The 19,306-nt window shown below is 68.8% G+C and carries 15 protein-coding genes and 1 pseudogene; 4 read left to right on the plus strand and 12 right to left on the minus strand.

Translation table 11 applies throughout. From position 1 onward, the window contains the following. The 9 genes and pseudogenes from FNH08_RS20790 to FNH08_RS20830 all read right to left on the minus strand — a co-directional run. Positions 1-475 (minus strand): annotated as a pseudogene (locus FNH08_RS20790) (hypothetical protein); the annotation flags it as partial. A 554-nt stretch (positions 476-1,029) separates the two neighbouring features. Continuing rightward, positions 1,030-2,712 carry an ABC transporter substrate-binding protein gene (locus tag FNH08_RS20795; RefSeq protein WP_194238552.1) on the minus strand — a complete coding sequence of 561 codons (1,683 nt, stop codon included), beginning with the start codon at positions 2,710-2,712 and terminating at the stop codon, positions 1,030-1,032. A gap of 167 nt (positions 2,713-2,879) precedes the next feature. Further along, the gene (locus FNH08_RS20800; RefSeq protein WP_322724977.1) at positions 2,880-3,767 is read right to left on the minus strand and encodes an ABC transporter ATP-binding protein; all 888 of its coding nucleotides are present in this window, start codon (positions 3,765-3,767) and stop codon (positions 2,880-2,882) included. Beyond that, on the minus strand, positions 3,764-4,618 hold the full coding sequence (locus tag FNH08_RS20805; protein ID WP_152773001.1) for an ABC transporter ATP-binding protein: 855 nt from the start codon (positions 4,616-4,618) through the stop codon (positions 3,764-3,766). The genes FNH08_RS20800 and FNH08_RS20805 overlap by 4 nt, the downstream gene beginning before the upstream one ends. Then, positions 4,615-5,472, minus strand: a complete 858-nt coding sequence (locus FNH08_RS20810; RefSeq protein WP_152773002.1) for an ABC transporter permease — start codon at positions 5,470-5,472, stop codon at positions 4,615-4,617. The genes FNH08_RS20805 and FNH08_RS20810 overlap by 4 nt, the downstream gene beginning before the upstream one ends. Further along, positions 5,469-6,467, minus strand: a complete 999-nt coding sequence (locus FNH08_RS20815; RefSeq protein WP_228034254.1) for an ABC transporter permease — start codon at positions 6,465-6,467, stop codon at positions 5,469-5,471. Before FNH08_RS20815 ends, FNH08_RS20810 begins: the two co-directional genes overlap by 4 nt. Positions 6,468-6,601: 134 nt before the next feature. After that, a complete protein-coding gene (locus FNH08_RS20820) occupies positions 6,602-8,242 on the minus strand; it encodes an amidohydrolase (RefSeq protein WP_194238553.1) in 1,641 nt (546 codons plus the stop codon). Then, a complete protein-coding gene (locus FNH08_RS20825) occupies positions 8,239-9,762 on the minus strand; it encodes an amidase family protein (RefSeq protein WP_152773004.1) in 1,524 nt (507 codons plus the stop codon). Before FNH08_RS20825 ends, FNH08_RS20820 begins: the two co-directional genes overlap by 4 nt. A 98-nt stretch (positions 9,763-9,860) precedes the next feature. After that, complete coding sequence (locus FNH08_RS20830) at positions 9,861-11,321, minus strand: benzaldehyde dehydrogenase (RefSeq protein ID WP_152773005.1); 1,461 nt, start codon at positions 11,319-11,321, stop codon at positions 9,861-9,863. A gap of 211 nt (positions 11,322-11,532) precedes the next feature. Here FNH08_RS20830 and FNH08_RS20835 point away from each other — a divergent pair, with 211 nt between their 5' ends. From FNH08_RS20835 to FNH08_RS20845, 3 genes are all read left to right on the plus strand, one after another. Continuing rightward, complete coding sequence (locus tag FNH08_RS20835) at positions 11,533-13,023, plus strand: aldehyde dehydrogenase family protein (RefSeq protein WP_194238554.1); 1,491 nt, start codon at positions 11,533-11,535, stop codon at positions 13,021-13,023. An 82-nt stretch (positions 13,024-13,105) separates the two neighbouring features. After that, positions 13,106-13,714 (plus strand): nuclear transport factor 2 family protein, encoded by a 609-nt coding sequence (locus FNH08_RS20840; protein WP_152773007.1) that lies wholly within the window; start codon positions 13,106-13,108, stop codon positions 13,712-13,714. A gap of 59 nt (positions 13,715-13,773) precedes the next feature. Continuing rightward, positions 13,774-14,601: an IclR family transcriptional regulator gene (locus tag FNH08_RS20845; RefSeq protein WP_152773008.1), complete on the plus strand. Its 828-nt coding sequence runs from the start codon at positions 13,774-13,776 to the stop codon at positions 14,599-14,601. Between the two features lie 51 nt (positions 14,602-14,652). On the opposite strand, the gene FNH08_RS20850 is transcribed toward FNH08_RS20845, so the two are convergent. Next, on the minus strand, positions 14,653-16,098 hold the full coding sequence (locus tag FNH08_RS20850; protein WP_152773009.1) for an alpha/beta hydrolase domain-containing protein: 1,446 nt from the start codon (positions 16,096-16,098) through the stop codon (positions 14,653-14,655). Between the two features lie 5 nt (positions 16,099-16,103). Further along, complete coding sequence (locus FNH08_RS20855) at positions 16,104-17,576, minus strand: carotenoid oxygenase family protein (RefSeq protein ID WP_152773010.1); 1,473 nt, start codon at positions 17,574-17,576, stop codon at positions 16,104-16,106. Positions 17,577-17,812: 236 nt separating this feature from the next. Between FNH08_RS20855 and FNH08_RS20860 the strand changes: the two genes are divergently transcribed. Then, positions 17,813-18,922, plus strand: coding sequence for an amidohydrolase family protein (locus FNH08_RS20860; RefSeq protein WP_152773011.1), 1,110 nt, complete (start codon positions 17,813-17,815; stop codon positions 18,920-18,922). 152 nt (positions 18,923-19,074) lie between these two features. Here the strand turns inward: FNH08_RS20860 and FNH08_RS52100 are convergent. Next, a partial coding sequence (locus tag FNH08_RS52100; protein ID WP_152773012.1) for a hypothetical protein occupies positions 19,075-19,306 on the minus strand: 232 nt, incomplete at its 5' end.

Consider the following 19,306-nt stretch of genomic DNA (forward strand, 5'->3'; position numbering starts at 1 on the left):
CCGCCACATCCGACGGGACCAGCCAACCCAGATCCGCGGCCGCGGCCAGCACGGCCAGTCCATGGCGGTCATCGGCCGCACAGATCGCCGAACCCGGAATCCGCTCCAGAGCCGACAGCCGCTCGCGGGCTTCGAACCACGTAATGCCCTGCGGATCCTTCGCCAAGTCCATGCCGTCGTGGAAGATCCGGCGGAACGCGTCGGACTGGCTGGGTTCCCGGGACAGAAGTGGGTACGTCTCCAGCCGGCACCAGGCATCGGACGGACGGTTCACGAGCGTGTCCCTGTCCGGCTCTTCCTGGAACGCCTGCCGTGCCGAATTCATCGTGCTCGCGTACTGCAGATATCCGGTGCCGCTGGCGAGGTGCCGCAGAAGAAAGAGCGCGACGTCCCGTGTGGGCAGCTGCCGGATCTGCTCTGCCGGAACCGGCGGTATATACGGGAAGTTCAGCACGCTACGGCGCGGCACCGACATTGACGCTTCCTTTCCAGGCGGCCGCCTCACGTCGGTATTGTCATGCCTTCGACAGGAACCAGCCATGCCGGGCCCGGAGGCCGGCGGCCCTCTTGCAGGACCGCGAAGAAGATAACGGGGGGGTGCTTCTATCTGTTCGGTCAAGGGTTGCGGGCTCGTGCAGAGGGAGTTGGTCGTGGCAGCCTGATCCGCCCGGAAGAGGAGGGATGGACTGTTGGCCATGACGCTCGTTTGACGCTCTGGGTGCTCGCACGCGGGACAGTGAGCCGAGAAGTAGGCTCTGACTTGGTCTTCTCCGAGGCCTGCTCAGGCTGACATCTTTCCGATGACGCATCACGTGGCGGGCATGGCGATTCTTGAGCTGCGCTGACGGTCGAACACCTCCAGCTCAGGCCGAGTTGACCCGCGGAGCGGCCTTGCCTGACGCGGTGAGTCGGATCGTGCGGTCGGAGACGAACCGTTCGGTCCATCCGGTGCCGAAGACGCGGTTGCAGACGGCCGTCTCCGGTAGCGAGGTACCGGGACGGCCGTGCGGGACAGCGATCACACCTGCGTCACTTGGATGCCCCCAGTTGCTGAGCCCAGGGGGAGTACCAGTTCACGAAGGAAGCCGGTGGGCCCGTCACGCTGTTGTCCAGGTACAGGACGTTGGCTACGTCCACCACCGGAACCCATGGCAGCCGGTCGAACAGTCGCCGGTCGGCCCGGGCGAGTAGTTCGTCGCGCTTGGCGGTGTCCCCCTCCGCGGCCGCCTGCCTGATCAGCTTGCTCGCCGTGCCGTCCGTGAACTGTGAGTAGTTCGTCGGGTCCTTCGGGTTCGCCCACACGGAGAACTGTGCCTGCGGGTCGGCGACGGGGAGGTTCCACTGCGATCCGAAGGCGTCGGAGCCGGTGCTGCGCCAGCCCTGAGGACCGGAGAAGAGGTCGTAGAACTGTCCGAGGGTCACGGGCTTGTACGTCGCGTTGAGGCCGATCTTTCGCGCTGCCTCGGCGATGGCCTGCAGGGACTGGGTGAGGGAGTCGCTGATGGCAGGGGCTCCCGCGAGAACGATCTTCGTTGTGGGGGACCCGGCCTCCTTCACGAGCCTCTTCGCCTGGGCGATCTCGTCCGGGCTTCCGCCGGTTCCATCGCTCTTCGTCGCCTTGACCGGCCCGTACACGTCGGCGGGGAGCATGCTCCGGGAGGCGGCCGCGGCGCCGCCGAACGCGGTGCGGGCGACCGCGGTCCTGTTCAGCGCCAGGAACAGGGCCTGCCGGATGCGCGGGTCCTGCAACGGACCGGTCTTGGCGGTGGGGACAAGGTAGAAGGAGAGCAGGGACTTGCCGTAGTACACCTTGCCGTGCTCGCCGAGTCTGCTGAGCGCGGACGTCGGGGGTTGGTACATGCCCTGGATCGCGCCGCCGGTGAGCGCACGGGTCTGCGAGCTGTCGCCCTGCAGGAAGCTGAACACCACTTGACGTGTCTTCGCCGTGACGCCGCGCCAGTAGTCCTGGTTGCGTTCGAGCGTCAGCTTGGACCCCGTCTTCCAGGACTTCAGCGTGTACGGCCCGGAGCACATCGGCGGAACGCTCGGCTTGCCGAAGTCGGGGTGAGCCTTGGAGTACCGGGCCTCGACCACGGAGCCGGCGAACGTCGCCATCATCTTCTGGAAGAGGAGGTCCGGGTGCTGCAGGTCGACGGTGACTTCACGTGGCCCGGTCGCCTTGATGGCGGTGACGGCGGCGAAGTACTGGTTGTAGATGGGGGCCTGCTGTGCCGAGGGGTGCCAGGCACGGGTGAGGCTGTAGGCGGCGTCGGCACCTGTGACCGGTTGTCCGTTCCAGAAGTGGGCCTTGGCATCGATGGAGTAGACGAGCCGCTTCCCGCGGTTCTCGACCTTCAGTGACGCGAGGCCGTCACTGATCGAGAAGTCGGGGTTCAGGGTCTGCAGGCTCTCGCACATGTTGGAGAGCACGTCGTTGACCCCGTAGTTGCTCGCCTGCTGCGGATCCAGTGTGGTGGGTTCGAGGATGAGGTTCCAGTTGGCGGTGTCGAGGTTTCCGGTGGCCCGCGGGGTGGTGGTGGCCCAGTCCTGGCTGCCGGGGGCGTCCTTCTGGGCGGATTCGGGCCCGCCACCGCAGGCGGTGGCGAGGCCGAGGGCGGCCGTGACGGCGGCGACCTGAACGGTCCGCCACCGCTGTGTGCCGGACGGCGTGTGAGGGCGGGTGCGGTGTGACAGGCGGAACGACAGCGACATGAGAGAGGTCCCTTTCGAGAGGCCGGGCCGACGTCGGGGCCGTGGCGCCCGGCTTGGAGGCAGTCGCCCGAGGTGTCGTATTGAGCCACCCCTCATTCATCGGCCTAGGTGACAAGCGGGGCGATTCTGCGGTGAGGAAGATGTCCTGGGCGGACGACCCGATTCGGTCAGGCATGCTCCGGGCTCGCCGGGCCGTCGTCCATGAGACGGCGGGCCGGCTTCCAGCCCGGCCGGGGAACGGAGTCACGCAGAAGACGGGTGTAGGGGTGCTCCGGGTGGTCCAGGACCTCCTCGGCACACCCGTGCTCCACGACCCGGCCCGACCACATGACCAGCACGTCGTCGGCGATCTGCCGCACGACCGCCAGGTCGTGGGTGACGAAGAGGTAGCTGACGTCCGTCTGCTCCTGGACATCGGCCAGCAGGTTCAGGACCTGTGCCTGTACGAGCACATCGAGCGCGGCGACGGCCTCGTCCAGGATGATCGCGCGCGGGTTCGTGGCGAGCGCGCGGGCGATGCACACGCGCTGTCGCTGGCCGCCCGACAGTTCGCGGGGCAGGGCGTCGAGCCGGGTGGGGCTCAGCCGGACCAGGTCGAACAGCTCGGCCGTCCTGGCTCTGCTGTCCTGGCGGCCCAGGTCGAAGTGGAGTCGCAGGACCTCGTCGATGGCGGCACCCACGCTCTGCCGGGGATCGAGAGAGCGGTAGGGATTCTGGAAGACCATCTGGATCACCCGGGCGTGGGCTCGCCGGTCGCGTGTCCGCATCCGCCGGGGCTGCGCCCTGCCGAAGAACTCGATGGACCCGCTCGTCGGTGTCTCGACTCCCATGATCATCCTGGCCAGGGTGGTCTTGCCGGAACCCGACTCACCGACGACGGCGAGCGTCGAACCGGCAGGCAGGGCGAGCGAGACCCCGTCCACCGCGAGGACCGGCTGCCCGATTTTCAGGAGACTGCGGGGTTGGAAGGTCTTGCGCAGATCACGGACCCGTACGACAGGAGCGGTCGCGTCCCGGGGGACCGCGAATGACTCCTGTGGTTCCTGGCTGATCACTGGACGGCCCAGCCTTCCTCGAACGCTCCGGCCGCGATCGCCGGTAGCCGGTCGCGGCGGCGCGTGACGTCCGGGCGGCAGGCGAGCAACGCCGCGGTGTAAGGGTGTGAGATCTCGCCGCCGTGCAGTTGCGCCGGCGTCAACTGTTCGACGATCCGGCCCCTGTACATCACCAGGATCCGGTCGCAGAGGGCCCCGACGAGTTCGATGTCGTGCGTGATGAAGACCAGCGACGTGCCGCGATCGCGCCGCAGATCGGCGATGAGGGCGACGACCTCGGCCTGCGTCGTGACGTCGAGTGCTGTCGTCGGCTCGTCCGCGAGCAGCAGACGTGGACCGCGCATCAGAGCTGCGGCGATCATCACGCGTTGCAGCATGCCGCCGGAGAGCTCGTGCGGGAAGCAGCCGAGGATCCGTGCCGGGTCCTTGATGCGCACCTGGTGGAGCAGTTCCAGGGCGCGGGTGGTCGCGTCGCGTCGTTGTTTGCGGCCGTCCTTGCGGTAGGTCTCGGTGAGGTAGTCGCCGATGCGGTGGACGGGGTTGATGGCCGCGTGCGGGTCCTGGAACACCATGCCGACGTGGTCGCGCCGCAGGCGTGTCAGCTCGCGAGGGGACATCGCGGGCACGGACAGTCCGTCGAACCGTATGTCGCCGTCGATCCTCGCGTTCGGCGGGTGCAGTGCGGTGATCGCCCGGAGCGTCAGGGTCTTGCCCGAGCCCGACTCACCGACGATTCCGACTGCCTCCCCGGCGGCCACGGTGAACGAGACGCCGTGCAGGAGCCGCTGTTCCTGGCGGTCCCGGCCGCCGAAGGTGAGGTGAAGGTCGTCCACCTGCAGCAGAGGTGTCATCGCGGGCCTCCGTCTCGGCGTTCGGACAGCAGGTCACCGAGGCTGATGAAGCACACGACGGCCAGGACGAGGGCGATTCCGGCGTAAAGGGATTCCTGTGGGAAGCCGCGGACGATGCTGCCCTGACCCGTGTTGATCATCTTGCCCCAGTCGGCGGTGGGGTCCTGCACACCGAGACCGAGGAAAGAGATGCCCGCCAGCTCGACCATCGCGTAGCCGAAGGACATGGTCACCTGTGCGACGATCACCGGCCACACATTGGGTAGCACATGGCGGAGGCACACCGCGACCGGTCCGAATCCCTGCGTGCGCAGGGCTTGTACATACGGCTCGTTCACCTCGCGCAGAGCAGTGGCGCGAACCAGTCGTCCGACGGCCGGTACGAAGGCGATGGAGACGGCGAGCGCGGCCGAGAACAGACCCGGAGACATGACGGTGACGAAGAGCAGCGCCAGCAGCATCGAGGGGAAGGAGAACACCAGGTCGAAGAGGCGGCCGATCAGGGAGTCGACCCATCCCCGGTTCCAGGCGGCGAGCACACCGAGGGTCGTTCCCACGGAGGTGGCGACCAGGACGACCACAAGTGGTCCGAGAAGCGCGGTCCGTGAGCCGAACACCAGCCGTGAGAACAGGTCGCGGCCGGAGGCGTCGGTGCCGAGCCAGTGCTGTGACGACGGAGGCTGAAGGACGGAGAGGACGTCTCCCACGTTCGGATCCTGCGGCGCGATCAGCGGTGCGCATACCGCGAGGAGAACCAGCAGCACGGCGAACGCGCCGAAGCACCGGATCGCCGTCGTCGTACCGCCGCCGGAGCGCCGTAGGAGGCGGGGCCGGGCCGGCACGAGGGCGCTCACCGGGTTCCGCCCGTGCGGGTACGCGGGTCGATGATGCCGTACAGGACATCGACGAAGGCGTTCACCAGGAGGAACGCGGCGATGATCAGAACGCTCGTGCTCTGCACGACGGCGTAGTCCTTCCGTGTGATGGCCTGGACCAGCAGCGAACCCACTCCGTCGAGCCCGAAGGCGTTCTCGACGATGACCGTCCCTGCGATGAGGCCGGCGCCTATGATGCCGGCGATGGTTGTGATCGGCAGCAGCGCGTTGCGTACGACGTGCCGACCGAGAACGGTTCGCCGGTCGAGTCCTCGCGCGACGGCGGTGGTCACGTGGTCCCGGCCTTCCTCGTCCTTCACGGCCGCCCGGGTCACCCGGGCCATCGCGGCGCTGCTCGACAGCGCGAGGGTGACGGCGGGCAGAGTCAGGTGGTGAAGGCGTCCCAGCAGGCCATCGCCGCTGCCGAACACCGGGAACCAGTCCAGGTAGAGCGAGAAGACCGTGATGAGGACGATCGCGATCACGTAGGTCGGTGTGGCCAGGGCCACGGACAGCAGGACGGAGATCCCGGTGTCGACGGTCCGGCCCGCGCGGGAGGCGACGAGACCCACCGCGAAACCGAGGACGAGGACCAGGACGCCTCCGTACGCCACCAGCAGGGCGGAGGTGGGCACCCGCGCGGCGATCAGCGAGGAGACGCTCTCCCGGAAGACGAAGGAGGTACCGAGGTCACCGTGCAGGAGCCCGGTGAGCCAGTGCCCGTACTGGACGAGCAGCGGCTGGTCGAAGTGGTACTGCGCGTTCAGACGCCGAACCGCCTCCGGATCGCCGGCCTTCGCACCCAGCATGATGTCGACCGGGTTCCCCGGCGCGAGTTGCAACGCCACGAAGATCAGGAAACTCGCCGTGAGAAGCGTGAGCGCCATCTGGGCGAGACGGCCCGCCACTGTCAGGAGCACACCGCTCCATGGCCTGCCGGCGGAGCGCGGCAGGTTGTGCTCGACGATCGCCAAGGCTTCTCCTCTCGATCGACCCGTCGACGGTTGCTGTACGGTAGGCGGCTTTCAGCCATCGGTGCGGGCGCTGAGGCCGCGGATTCTGCGAGGCGGAAACCCTTGGCGCCGCTCGACGGCGGCACTGCCTGGCCTCAGCCGCGCCGGTACACGCACTGGCCGCCGAGCCATGTGCCGACGACCGCCGTGTCCGCGATCTCGTGCCGCGGCCCCAGGAAAGGGTCACGGTCGAGGAGCACCAGATCGGCCAGGTAGCCGGGCTCGAGGCGGCCGGTCCGTTGCTCGCGGCCATTGAGGTACGCGACCTGCCGGGTGTAGGCGTCCCACGCCACGACCAGGGGGAGGCGCTGTCGCGGGATGAACGGCTCGGTGCCGGGCGGTGAGTGCTCGGGCGTACGGTTGACGGCGACGTGCATGCCTTCGAGGGGATTCGCGCTGCTGACCGGCCAGTCGCTGCCTCCGGCCAGCACGGCACCGGCGTCGTACAGGTCCAGGAACGGGTACTGCCGGTCCGCTAGAGCGGGATCCAGGAACGGGATGGTCAGCTCGGTCATCTGGGGTTCGAACCGGGCCCAGAGCGGCTGGATGTTGGCGATCACCCCGAGCGTGCCGAAACGCGGCACGTCCTCGTCCCGCACGATCTGCAGATGGGCTATGTGGTGGCGGATGCCCGAGTCGCCGTTGGCCCGCCGTGCGTGGGCCACCGCGTCCAGGGCGTCCGTCACCGCCTGGTCTCCGATGGCGTGGAAGTGCGCCTGGAAGCCGCGGGCGTCCACGGTGGCGACGATGTCCTTCAGCAGATCACGGTCGATGAAACCGAGGCCGCGGTTGCCGGTCTCATGCCCGCAGCGATCCCGGTACGGCCGGCTCAGCGACGCGGTGAAGTTCTCCGCCACCCCGTCGAGCATGATCTTGACCGCGTCGGCCCGGAAGAGGTCGTCATGACCTCGCGCGCGTCCCCGGCGGGCGACGAGATCGGCGATCTGGTCACGGTCGCGGTCGCGATCCCACCACAGGGCGCCGGTGACCCGCGCCTGCAGTGCGTCGTCGGCCAGTGCGTCCAGGTAGACGTCCATCGCGTCGAGGCCGGGGCCCATTACGCGCAGGAGCGCGTCCTGCCACTGTGTGATGCCCTGCGCCAGGCAGTGTGCCTGGCCGCGCAGCAGCCCTTGAAGAAGGCTCTGGCGTGTCGGCGGGGGTGCCACCTTCGTCACCAGGTGTGCCGCGCCTTCGTGCAGCGTTCCGGCCGGGCTGCCGTCCGGGTCCCGCTCGATGCGGCCGTCCAGCGGATCTGCCGTGGTCGCGCCGATGTCGGCGAGTTCCAGGGCGCGGGAGTTGACCCAGGCGCCGTGATGGTCGCGGTTGCGCAAGAAGACGGGCCGGTCGGATACGACACGGTCGAGAAGACTCCGGTGAGGAGTGCCCCCGGGGAAGTGCTCCATGGACCAGCCCCCGCCGAGGATCCAGGCCTCGCCGGGGTGCTCCGCGGCAAAGGCCGCGATCGTGTCCAGGCACTCCTCGGCGGAAGTGCAGCGATCCAGGTGGCACTGTCCGAGCTGCAGTCCCCCCATGGCCGGATGCAGATGCGCGTCACCGAACGACGGGCTGATGAGGCCGCCCCGTGCGTCGACGATCTCGGCGCCCGTGCCCGCCGCCGCGACTACGTCCGTGTCGGCCCCGACCGCGACGATGCGCCCGTCCCGCACGGCCACCCCACCGGGCCGGGTGCCGGCTCCGGTGACGTAGCGGCGGCCGTTCACGAAGGCGAGGTTCACACGCCCTCCTCGGCCGGGCGGGCGTCTCGTCGTGCGGTCACGCCGGTCGTCCCGCAGAGCGGCGGCTTGGTGAAGCCGCCCACGCTCTCGGAGATGAGGCGGGCGGCGGCGATGGCGCTGCGGTCGCGGTACCGGGCGGCGACGACCTGCATGCCGACCGGCAGCCCGTTTCGGTCGAGCCCGACGGGCGTCGAGACGGCCGGAAGGCCCAGCACTCCGACGGCGCCGCACCAGCGTGTCAGCGCGGGCCTCCACGGATGCCGCTCGCCGTTCAGCTCGAAACGCCTGGACCAGACCGGCTCGCTGTGATCGTGTGGGAGAGCGGTCGTCATGACCGTCGGGGTGACGACGACGTCGTACTGGTCGAACAGCTCCTGCCATCGCTGAACCAGGATCAGGCGCTGTCGGTGCAGGGACAGCCACTCCCGGTGTGTGAGGCCGAGCGCGCGGTAGTGCAGCTCGGCCATGGCTGACTCGGTGCGCAGCTGCCGCATTCCGCGGCTCAGTTCCCCGAAGCCCGCTTCGCCGACTCCACCACCGACGTCCGCCATGAAGAGGATCTCGAACAGTTCCTCGAGTTGATCGAGGCTGCCCGGAGGACGTACGCCGTGCGTCACACGAGCACCGTCGGCCTCCAGGGACCGACAGGCCGCGTGCAGCACCTTCAGCGTCGCCGGATCGACCCCGGTCGCGGGGTCGTCGAACCAGGCGAGGACGCGGAGCTCCCGGTGCGTGGTGAACGGCGCCCTCGGCAGGTACGGTCTGAGCCCACCGCGCTCGTCCCCGGGCGTGGTGAGCACGGTCAGGGCGAGGTCCAGATCATCGGCGCCCCGGGCCAGCGGACCGCACACGGCGACGTCCGGCACTGTCAGGTCAGCCCCTTCGGGATCGTCCGGGTGCGGAACCGCCCCCCGCGTCGGCACGACCCCCCAGGTGGGCTTCAGGCCGTGGACACCGCACCAGGCGGCCGGGATGCGGATGGAACCGCCCATGTCGCTCCCGAGGTCGAGAGCCGTCATCCCCGCCGCCACCGCCGCGGCCGAGCCGCCCGAGGAACCGCCGCTGGTGCGCTCGCGGTTCCAGGGGTTGCGGGTGGTCCCGTGCAGGGCGTTGTAGGCCTGGCCGTCGGAGGCGAACTCGGGCAGGTTCGAGCGGCCGAGGACGATGGCGCCCGCGCCACGCAACCGGGTGACGGCCTCGGAGTCGTCCTCGGGCACGTAGTCCCGCAGGCTTTCGGAGCCGTAGGTCGACGGTAGGCCTCGGACCTTCTGATCGTGTTTGACGGTGATCGGCAAGCCGTGCAGGGGGCTCGCCGGACCGCCCGCGCGGCGGGTCTCATCGGCCCGGCGGGCTTCGGCCAGTGCCCGGTCCGCGTCGAGGGTCACGATCGCGTTGACCCAGGGATGGGCCGAGATCCGGTCCAGATACGCCCGGACCAGCTCGACGCTGGAGAACTCACCTCGCCGCAGGCCCGCGAGGGTCTGCGTCGCGGTCGCGAACTCGATGGCTCCTATGCCCATGGATGGTGTCGCCTGCCTGCCGGTGGCCTCACGGTGGCCTTATGTCGGATGCTTCTGGACGCTAGGCGGTGGAAACATACATGTCAGTGGCGTACGTCTCAGAACGGATAGGCGGCGATGTCGGCCCGGGCAGTGAGCCACTGGGTCTCGGTGAACGCCTCGATATTTGCGACCGAACCGCCGAACCGGGCGCCGGTCCCAGATGCCCCGACGCCTCCGAAGGGCACATGCGCCTCGTCCGCGACCGTCTGTTCGTTGATGTGGACGAGCCCTGCGGGTACCGCGTCGGCCACCCGCATCGCCGCGCCCACCTCGCCGAGGATCCCCAGTGACAGCCCGTAGTCGGTCGCGGCGGCGACGGCCACGGCCTCGTCGATGTCGGAGAAGGAACGCACCGGCGCCACCGGACCGAAGACCTCCTCCGCCCACGCACGGTGTCCGTGACGGACGTCCGCCAGCACGGTCGGACGGTAGAAGAGATCCTCGTACTGGCCGCCGGTGAGCAGTTCGGCTCCGGCGCAGACACTGTCCTGCACCACCTCATGCACGCGATCGCGCTGTTCCGCGTCGATGAGGGGGCCGAGGGCCACCTCGGCCGTGCGGGGATCCCCCACCGGCAGCCGCGACGCCTTGTCGGCGAGCAGTGCGAGGTACTGCTCGTACAACGACTCGTGAACGAGGTGCCGGCCGGTGGTCATGCAGATCTGTCCCTGGTGCAGGAACGTGCCGAACGCTCCCGCAGACGCCGCACGCTCCACATCCGCACCCGGGAGGACGATGAGGGCGTTGTTCCCGCCCAGTTCGAGATGGGTCCTCTTGAGGTGCTGGGCGCCCAGCGCACCCACGCGCCGTCCCGCCGCGGTGGATCCGGTGAAGGAGACCACCCGAACAGGCGCGGCGGTCACCGCTGCCTCACCGGTCTCAGCGCCTCCCGGCAGGACCTGGAGCAGACCTGTGGGGAGACCGGCCTCCTCGAAGATCCGGGACAGGACCACACCGCCGCAGACGGCGGTGCGGGGATCGGGTTTGAGCAGCACCGCGTTGCCCAGCGCGAGGGCGGGCGCGACCGAGCGGATCGAGAGGATGAGGGGGAAGTTGAACGGGGAGATCACGGACACGACGCCGACGGGTCGGCGACGACTGAGACTCCACCGGCCGGACGCGGACGCCAAGACATCCCCCGCGGGATGAGTGGGCAGTGCCGACGCCTCGTAGCACTCCTGCGCCGCCGTGTGTACTTCGAGGCCCGCCTTCAGACGAACCGAGCCGGATTCCCGGACCAGCCACTCCGCCACCTCCTCGGCGTGCTCGCCCCACAGGTCTCCGGCCCGGCGCAGGATCACGGCCCGCTCTTCGGGCGGCGTCGCCGCCCAGTGCCGTTGTGCCTCCGCCGCGATGCCGGCGGCACGGTGCACGTCCGCCGGTCCGGCGAGCCCCACGGTGGCGAGCTCCTGTCCTGTGGCGGGCTCGATGACGGCGGCCTTGCCTCCCTGACCCTCGCACCAGGTGTCGAGTCGGATGCACGTGGACCACTGGCCGTCGTTGAGTAGTGATGCCATGCCTGCTCCTTGCAGGGGATCCGCCCCCAGGGAGCGGTTGGGCCGGGCGAGTCGTACGGAAGGCATCCTGGGCCGGTGACCGGATCCTTCCGACGAGAGACCCGGCGAAGTTCTGTCCGGCAGAAATCCGCGCTCCCCCCGCCACCGGACACCGCCTCACCGCCGTTGACTGACCGCCGTTCCCCAAACCCCGAGCGCTTCGGAGGCAGCGGTGCGCAGTGCGGCAGACACGACATGGACGGCCGAGGTCGTCAGCGCCGGCCGGAAGTACGAGGCCGAGACCGCCCCGGTAGTGAACCCGGCTCGGCTGGGCGAGACCGTCGGAACGTATGCGCTGGCCGGCACGCGGATCGTGGACGAGGTCGTCCAGAACGCGCTGGCCGCCGGCGCCGTGTGGGGCTCCTTGACGGGGGTGGAGCGTGGACGGCTCATGCACACCGCCGCCGACGTCCTGGAGCGGGACATGGTGTCCCGGGCCGAACTGCTCACCCGGGAACAGGGCAAGGTGCTGTGGGAGTCGGAGCTCGATGTCGGCGGGGCACCCAGACTCCTGCGCTATTACGCCGACCTCGCACCGGCCGTCGACGAGGAGATCGTTGTCCGGGACGAACGCGGCACCACGGTGATCCGGCGCCGGCCCATGGGCCCCACGGTGGTGATCGTCCCGTGGAACTACCCCGTCTACCTGTGCATGATGGTGCTGGCCCCGGCGCTGGCGGCCGGCAACCCGGTGATCGTCAAGCCGTCCGAGTTCGCCCCGCTCGCCCTGACCAAGACCTTGGCGATGCTCGCCTCCACCCTTCCGGATGGTGTGGTGAACGTGGTGCCGGGCCTGGGCAGTGAGGCCGGAGCAGCCCTGGTCTCCCACCCCGGCGTACGCAAGGTCCTGTTCACCGGTGGCACCGAGACCGGCCGGGAAGTGCTGCGCGGTGCGGCCGGGAACATCACGAGCGTGAGCCTGGAGCTCGGCGGCAACGACCCCGCGATCGTCCTCGACACCGCCGGACTCGATGACCGGCTCATCCGGGAGATCCGCCGCTCGGTGTACACCTGCACGGGCCAGGTCTGCTTCAACATCAAGCGGCTCTACGTCCAGCGCGGTGTCTACGACGAGTTCGTCGAGAAGTTCAGGCAGGCCGTCGACGAGATCGTCGTCGGCGACGGCCTCGACCCGGCCAGCACGATCGGGCCGCTGAACAACCGGCGGCAGTTCGAGTCGGTGACAGCTCTCCTGCAATCCACCCGCAAGACCGGCGCCCGGGTCGACGTACTCGGGCGCCGGCTGGACGACACCGACTGGGACAACGGGTACTACCTGCTCCCGAGCGTCGTCACCGGCATCCCCCACGAGTCGGCCCTCGTCTCCTGCGAGCAGTTCGGGCCGACCGTGCCGGTCATCCCGTTCGACGACATCGAGGACGCGGTGAGGATGGCCAACGACACCGAGTACGGCCTCGCGGCCTCCGTGTGGAGCGAGGACGCCGAGCACGCCCTGGCCGTGGGCCGCCGTATCGACGCGGGCTCGGTGTTCGTCAATTCCCACCGTGTCGGCAGCTCGGACATGACCATGCCTTTCGGCGGGATGAAGCGCAGTGGCCTGGGCCGTAATCATGGGATGTGGGCGATAGATGAGTGCAGTGAGCTGCAGGCGCTGAGCCACCGGCCCGACACGTCGGCCTTTCCCGGGCCCGCCGTTCATTAGAACTCCATCGAGGCAGCAGAACCCCATCGAGCCGGGGCCACCTCGAGCCGCCCCCCGTCGCCCGAGAGACCAGGAGAGACACATGTCCCACACCGACCCGCACCAGCTGCCCGACACCGCCGACCCCGAGAGCCTTGCCCGCAGAAACGCCCTCCTTGAGAGCCGGATACAACGGCTGGAGGACATCGAGGAGATCAAGAACCTGCACCGCAGGTACATTCGCAAGCTCGCGGACCGGGACTGGCAGGGCATGGCCGACTTCTTCACCGAGGACGCGGTCACGGACATCCGGTGGCACGGGCGCACCGAGGGAAAGAAGCAGCTGGTCGAGGAGGTCTTCGACGAACTGCACAGCCTGGTGAAGAGCGCCGACGGATACGTCCTGTCCTCGCCGGTCATCGAGCTCGCCGCAGGCGCGGACCAGGCGTACGGGGAGTGGACCTGGCACCGCCACATCTGTGAGTTCCGCACCACGGGCGGCCTGATGCGCGTGTGGGGTCCCTGGCTGGAGGGCCGGTACAAGTGCCACTACGAGCGGGTGGACGGCCAGTGGAGGTTCAAGGACATGTGGTTCCGTGTCGTGCTGCCCGACGTGGACCCGGAGCACCACGAGATGCAGGAGCGCATCGCCGCGAGTGGGACGGACCCGCAGCGGACCGGTGCCGGCCTCATCCGGCGCGACGAGGGGTGAGGCGGCGGGACCGGCGGAGACCGTAGCCTGGACAGTGCACAAGCAGCGCGGAGGTGAACATGACCGCCCAGCATGTGATGGTCGGGGAGCAGCCGGAGCCGGACGGCGGTGAGCTGCCTGCCTACCACATAGCGTCGGTGGGGCGCGCCCTCACGCTGCTCACCGCGTTCATCGAACGGTCCCAGCTGACCGTGTCGGAAGCGGCGGACCTGCTGGACGTGGCCCCCTCGACAGCCCATCGGCTGCTGCAGATGCTGCTCCACCACCACTTCGTGGAACAGGGCGAGCGGCGCGTCTACGTGCGAGGGCCCGCCCTGGGGGCGCTGACCGAGGCCGGCAACCGTCCGCCCGACGTCGAGTCCGTCGCGCTGCCCCACCTGCGGCATCTCAGGGACGAACTGCACGGCACCGCCCACCTGCTTGCGCTGGAGGGGAACGGCGCACGCTTCCTGATGGGGGCGGAGTGGCGGGACGAGACCCGGATCGCGTCCTCACGGGTGGGCTGGCTGCTGCCCGCGCACACCCTCGCCGGCGGCAAGGCCATGCTCGCGAAGCTCAGCCGTGCCCAGATCGAGGCACTCTTCCCGGACGGTCTGCCCGTCACCCGCTACGCACGGGTCCGGACACCGACCCAGCTCCAGGCGGAACTGGCGGACGTCCGCTCGCGGGGATACGCCCGGAGCCGGGAAGCCCACGAGAACGTCACCGCCATCGGTGTCGCCCTGCCCCTTCGGCCGGGCGCGAGGCTCATGGCCGTGTCGGTCGCCTGGTCCGACACCCGGTTCCCCAACCGGCAGGAGTGCCACATCGTGGATGCCCTGCAGACGGCCGTCCAAAAGATCTCATCGGAGCTCACCCGGTTGGGCGAGGACGCCTCCCGGCGGTGACATCAGTTCGGCCCAGGTGCCGGCTTGTCAGCAGCGCCGCCCTGAGACCGGTCAGAAAATCCCTGCGGAGCGGCAGAAGTCGTCGACCGCGTCGGCGACATCCTCCGGAAGGTAGCAGCCCCGGTCGGCCAGTCGCCGTGCCCGCTCGCTCGCCAGCTGCCGCAACCGCTCCGGGCTGGTGTAGCGCCGTGCCAGCTCCGTCGGCCCGAAGGGCTCGCAGTGCCAGGTGCCGATGGTCATCGGCCCGTCGGGCTCCCGCCAGGAGCATGCGACGGGCAGGTCGACCTCGAGATGGCGCATGCCGCCCAGGGCATGCCCGTCCGCGTCGCTCAGGACGAACGTTCCGCCGTAGTCGAGGCCGTCGGCATCGAGTCGACTGCCGGGCCGGGCCATGACGGTGATCGGATCGATCCGAGGTGCCGACACGCCGTCCGCCCACCGCAGCAGGTTCTCCACGGCGGCCGCGAGGAGATATCTGGAGGCCCCGTGCCGCAGGGTAGGTGCCGCTGAGGGCTCCTCGGCACGAGCCTGGGCGTGATCGGCGTATCGCAGAGACTCGTCGAGCAGTCCGGACTCGTGGCCGCGTCCCGGAAGCTGGTAGCACCGGTAGAGGTCGCCGGGGACATCGCTGTCGGGGCGCTGGTGCCACAGGTGATGGAGCGCCTCGTCCTCGCTCATCAGTTCCATGACCGGCACATGGGAACCGCGTACGACCCTGCGGGCATCGTCCATCGGCAGCTGTACGAGTCGTCCCCCCACCGGGCGCAGATCGGTGTCGAAGTCCATCTCTCCGTGCCGGTCCACGTTGACGTAGCCCATGGGGCCGAAGCCGCCGCTGGACACCCCGATGAGAAATGCGTCCACGACCGTGCGGCCCGTCTCGTCGCAGTGCTGCTCGTGCAGCCCTTCGGACAGGTAGGTCCGCAGGAAGGAGCCGGACTGCGACCAGCCGGTCGTGAGGATCCGCGTCGGCTCGCGCAGGCCGGTGAGCAGGCCGCCGCCCTGCGGTGACCGGAGGGTCGTCGCAAGGGAGCCGAGCAGGTCCCATACGGCGCCGTCGTGCGGGAAGGAGAGATCGCCGTACCGCTCCGGTGACATACGGCGCAGCGCCTCGGTCGTGACGTTCTTGCACGTCATACCGACGTAGGCGTCACCGCGTCGCAGCAGGTGGCAGGCGAGGTCCGGCCAGTACATCGGGAAGTCCCGGCCGGTCGACGGATTGAGAAGTTCGACATGTACGTGACCACTAAAGGCGTCGTCGGTCAGCGGCCGGACCACCAGCGTCCGCGTCGTGCAGGAGACCGTGCCGACCGTCGCCGGGGGCCGGGCCGCTCCGTCGGCGTACAGGCGGGCGACGCCGGAGACCGCGTACTCGAACACCCCGTATCCGTGGTCTTCGAGCCGGTTGTGCGGTTCGGCGGTCCAGCGCGCCGGGGACAGGAACGCCGCGTCGCGGGCCCCCTCCAGCGCGACTGCCCGCAGGGTGTTCAGCGACATGGGTGTCACTCCTCCCGGCTGGCGTGGTGCTCGGTGATGTCCTCGCTGTCCAGCCAGGTGCCGTGCAGTCCGTTCCGCAGCCGCAGGGGCAGCCTGACGGTGGCGAGCGGCTTGCCGTCCATGTTTTCGGCATCCAGGATCAACAGGTCCGACCGCATCTCCCCGTACCGGTTGATCAGGGCCATGATGTACCCCTCGCCCTCTCCGGAGGCGCCTCGGCGCGGGACGAAGAGAGGCTCCTGGGTGGCGGAGGTGTCGCCCACGTAGTGGGTGGTCGTCGTTCCGGTGGCGAGGTCCACCCTGCCGATCAGGTCGAACCGCATGCCGCTGGCGCTCGGCGGCATCGTGGGGTCCGGAATCCCGCTCTGCATGCCGAGGTAGCCGTACCGGTACGAACGGATCGCGTGCCGCTCGTTGATGCGAGGGAACTCCCCGGGTACGTCCGACAACCGCGACTGTGTGAAGTCGTCGGTCGCGCTCCGCAGGTCCAGTGTCCACCGGGAGATGTACGGCGTCGCCGCCTCGGGATCGAACGGGGTTCCGTTGATGTCGGGGAAGAAGGGGAAGACAACGCTGTCGCCGACCGACATGTCGATGTGGATGCGGCCGTCCTCCTCGAAGGCGTTCATGGTGTGGGAGGCGAAGCGCGCGTCCCCGACGAACCAGCGCACGTCAGCTGCGGGATCCCGGCGTGGCAGCACTCCCAGACAGACCGGCTTCGACGGGTCCCACGCGAAGTGGGGGAGGCCGTCCTTGAGCCGCTGGAGGTCGCTGATGAGCGGCACGACGGGGAACACCACATGGTGCTCGGTGACCGCGAAGTCGTGGACCATGCTGCTGTACGGCGCGGTCAGCCACCGTTCGAAGACGATCGCGCCGTCTGCGTCGGCCTCGTAATACGCGATGTCCGGAGTCGTCTCTCCCTTGGCCGCATAGCCGAAGAACACCAGCGTGCCGGTGGCGGCGTCGATCTTCGGGTGCGCAGTCGCGGTTGCGCTCGTCAACGCGCCGTCGTAGTCCCAGGAGCCGATGGTCCGAAGGGTCAGCGGGTCTATCTCGACCGGGTGGCTGTCCTCCTTCAACGCCAGCATGCGGCCCGCGTGCCAGAGGAGGTTGGTGTTCGCCGTACCCCGGCTGAGCCCGCGGACGCCCGGATCGTCAGTGAAGGGATTCCGGTACGCCCCGAACAGCGCGCGCCCGGCCTCGCGCTCGGCCAGGAACTTCGGTGTGTGAACCCACCGGCACTTGAAGTCCACCCGGCCGGCCTCGAAGCGGAACATGCTGACCATGCCGTCGCCGTTGAGGAAGATGTCGTTGCCGAGCAGCGGGGGGAACTGAGGGTCGGGCCCGATACGGTAGTAGGCGCCGTCGAGGTCGGCGGGGACCTCGCCCTGCACCACCTCCAGGTCACGGATATCGGCTTCGAACCGTCCGGGGGCCTGGAAGCCGCGGAACGTGGGCACGTCGGGGAATTTCATCGTCTTAGTCCTTCGGGTGACTGCGACCGCACCCTAGGCACATCCCGGGGTTACGCCATCGATCTTGCGCCGCGGTTCCGCACCCCAGAAAGAGACGAGTGCCGTGTGGGCGCCGGCGCGGGCCTGTGGCTGGATACGCGGCAGAGTCGTCAGTCCGTCACCGGTGCCCTGTTGAGCGGACACCGCACGGCACGGCAGTTCACGGACCATCACCGACCATCACCGACAGGAGAGACGTGTCCAGTTCCTCGTCCTCGGAACCGTCACAGCCCTCGGCCGACGGCCGCCGTCTGCGGATTGCGGCGGAGGAGGCATACGCGCCCCGGGCGGTGATCGACGAGTACCGCCGACTGCTCGACACCCAGGGAGGCGACGCGGGTTTCCGCAGTCTGTGGAGTTACTACCTGCTCAACCAGACGGCACACACCGGGCTCTTCCGCTCGCGCATCACCGATCTGGGGGACCGCAGGCTCTCCGACATGGCCGACCTGGGTATCGATCACCAAGTGCTCTCACTCGCCACTCCGGGGGTGGAACTGTTCGAGCTTCCGCTCGCGCGGGAACTCGCTGCCATGACCAACGAGTGCATCGCTGAGGCCTGCCGACGCCACCCGTCGAAGTTCAGCGGTCTCGCCGCCGTCGCCCTGCAGGACGTCGAGTTCTCCGTCAAGGAGCTGCGCCGAGCGGTCCGGGACCTCGGGCTGAAAGGCGTGATCGCCAACTCGCACACGCGAGGCGAGTACCTCGACGCGCCGAAGTTCGAGGTGTTCTGGGCGACGGTGGCGGAACTCGACGTGCCGGTGTATCTGCACCCCAACACACCGAGCGACGGGCTGATCGGCCCGCTGCTCGACTCGGGACTCGACGGGGCGATCTTCGGCTTCGGAGTCGAGACCGGAATGCACCTGATCCGCATCATCTTCTCCGGGGTGTTCGACCGTTATCCGTCCCTCCGCCTGGTCGTGGGTCATCTCGGCGAGGCACTGCCGTTTTGGGCGTTCAGAGTCGACCACTTCCACCACGTCCAGGACAAGACCGGACGCTACCCGTGGCGTCCGTCGCTCAAGCAGCCGCCAAGTCACTACCTGAAGACCAACATTTGGCTGACGACGAGTGGTATGGCCTGGGAACCGGCGATCATGTTCGCCCGGCAGGTGGTCGGTGCGGACCGGGTCATGTATGCCATGGACTACCCGTTCCAGGTTTCATCGTCCGAAGTCGAGGTGCACGAGAGCCTGCCCATCGGGGAGGACGAGAAGGAAACCCTGTTGGATACAGCAGCCCGCAGGGTGTTCGGGCTGGGGCCGGAGCCATCGCCGTGGAGTCAGCCGCGCGAGGGTGAGTGATCAGGCCACGGCACTCGCCTCCTGCTGTGCCGTGTCCGCAGACCAAGGCGTGTGGGTCGGCTCCTCGATGCGAACCGGCCCTGTCGGCGGGGAGTTCGTCTCCCTTGGGGTACGTCGCCCGATGTCAATCCCCTCGAATCGTGGAGACCTTCCTATGCAGCCAGCTCCTCACCGAGGCTGGCCCAGTAGTCGTGTTCGTAGTCGATCGGGCTCTTGAAGCCGCACACGCTGTGTAGCCGACGGCTGTTGTAGAAGTCGGTGATCCATTGGTGGCGATTTGACCGTCCGGCGCCAAAAGCGCGCTGCCTCCATGGGGACATCATCGGCGCGTCGTCTTCTCCCGCGTCGAGTTGCGGACCATGAGGGAGCGGTGCGGGCGGGTGG

The organism is Streptomyces spongiae (assembly GCF_009377185.1).
Taxonomy (GTDB): domain Bacteria; phylum Actinomycetota; class Actinomycetes; order Streptomycetales; family Streptomycetaceae; genus Streptomyces; species Streptomyces spongiae.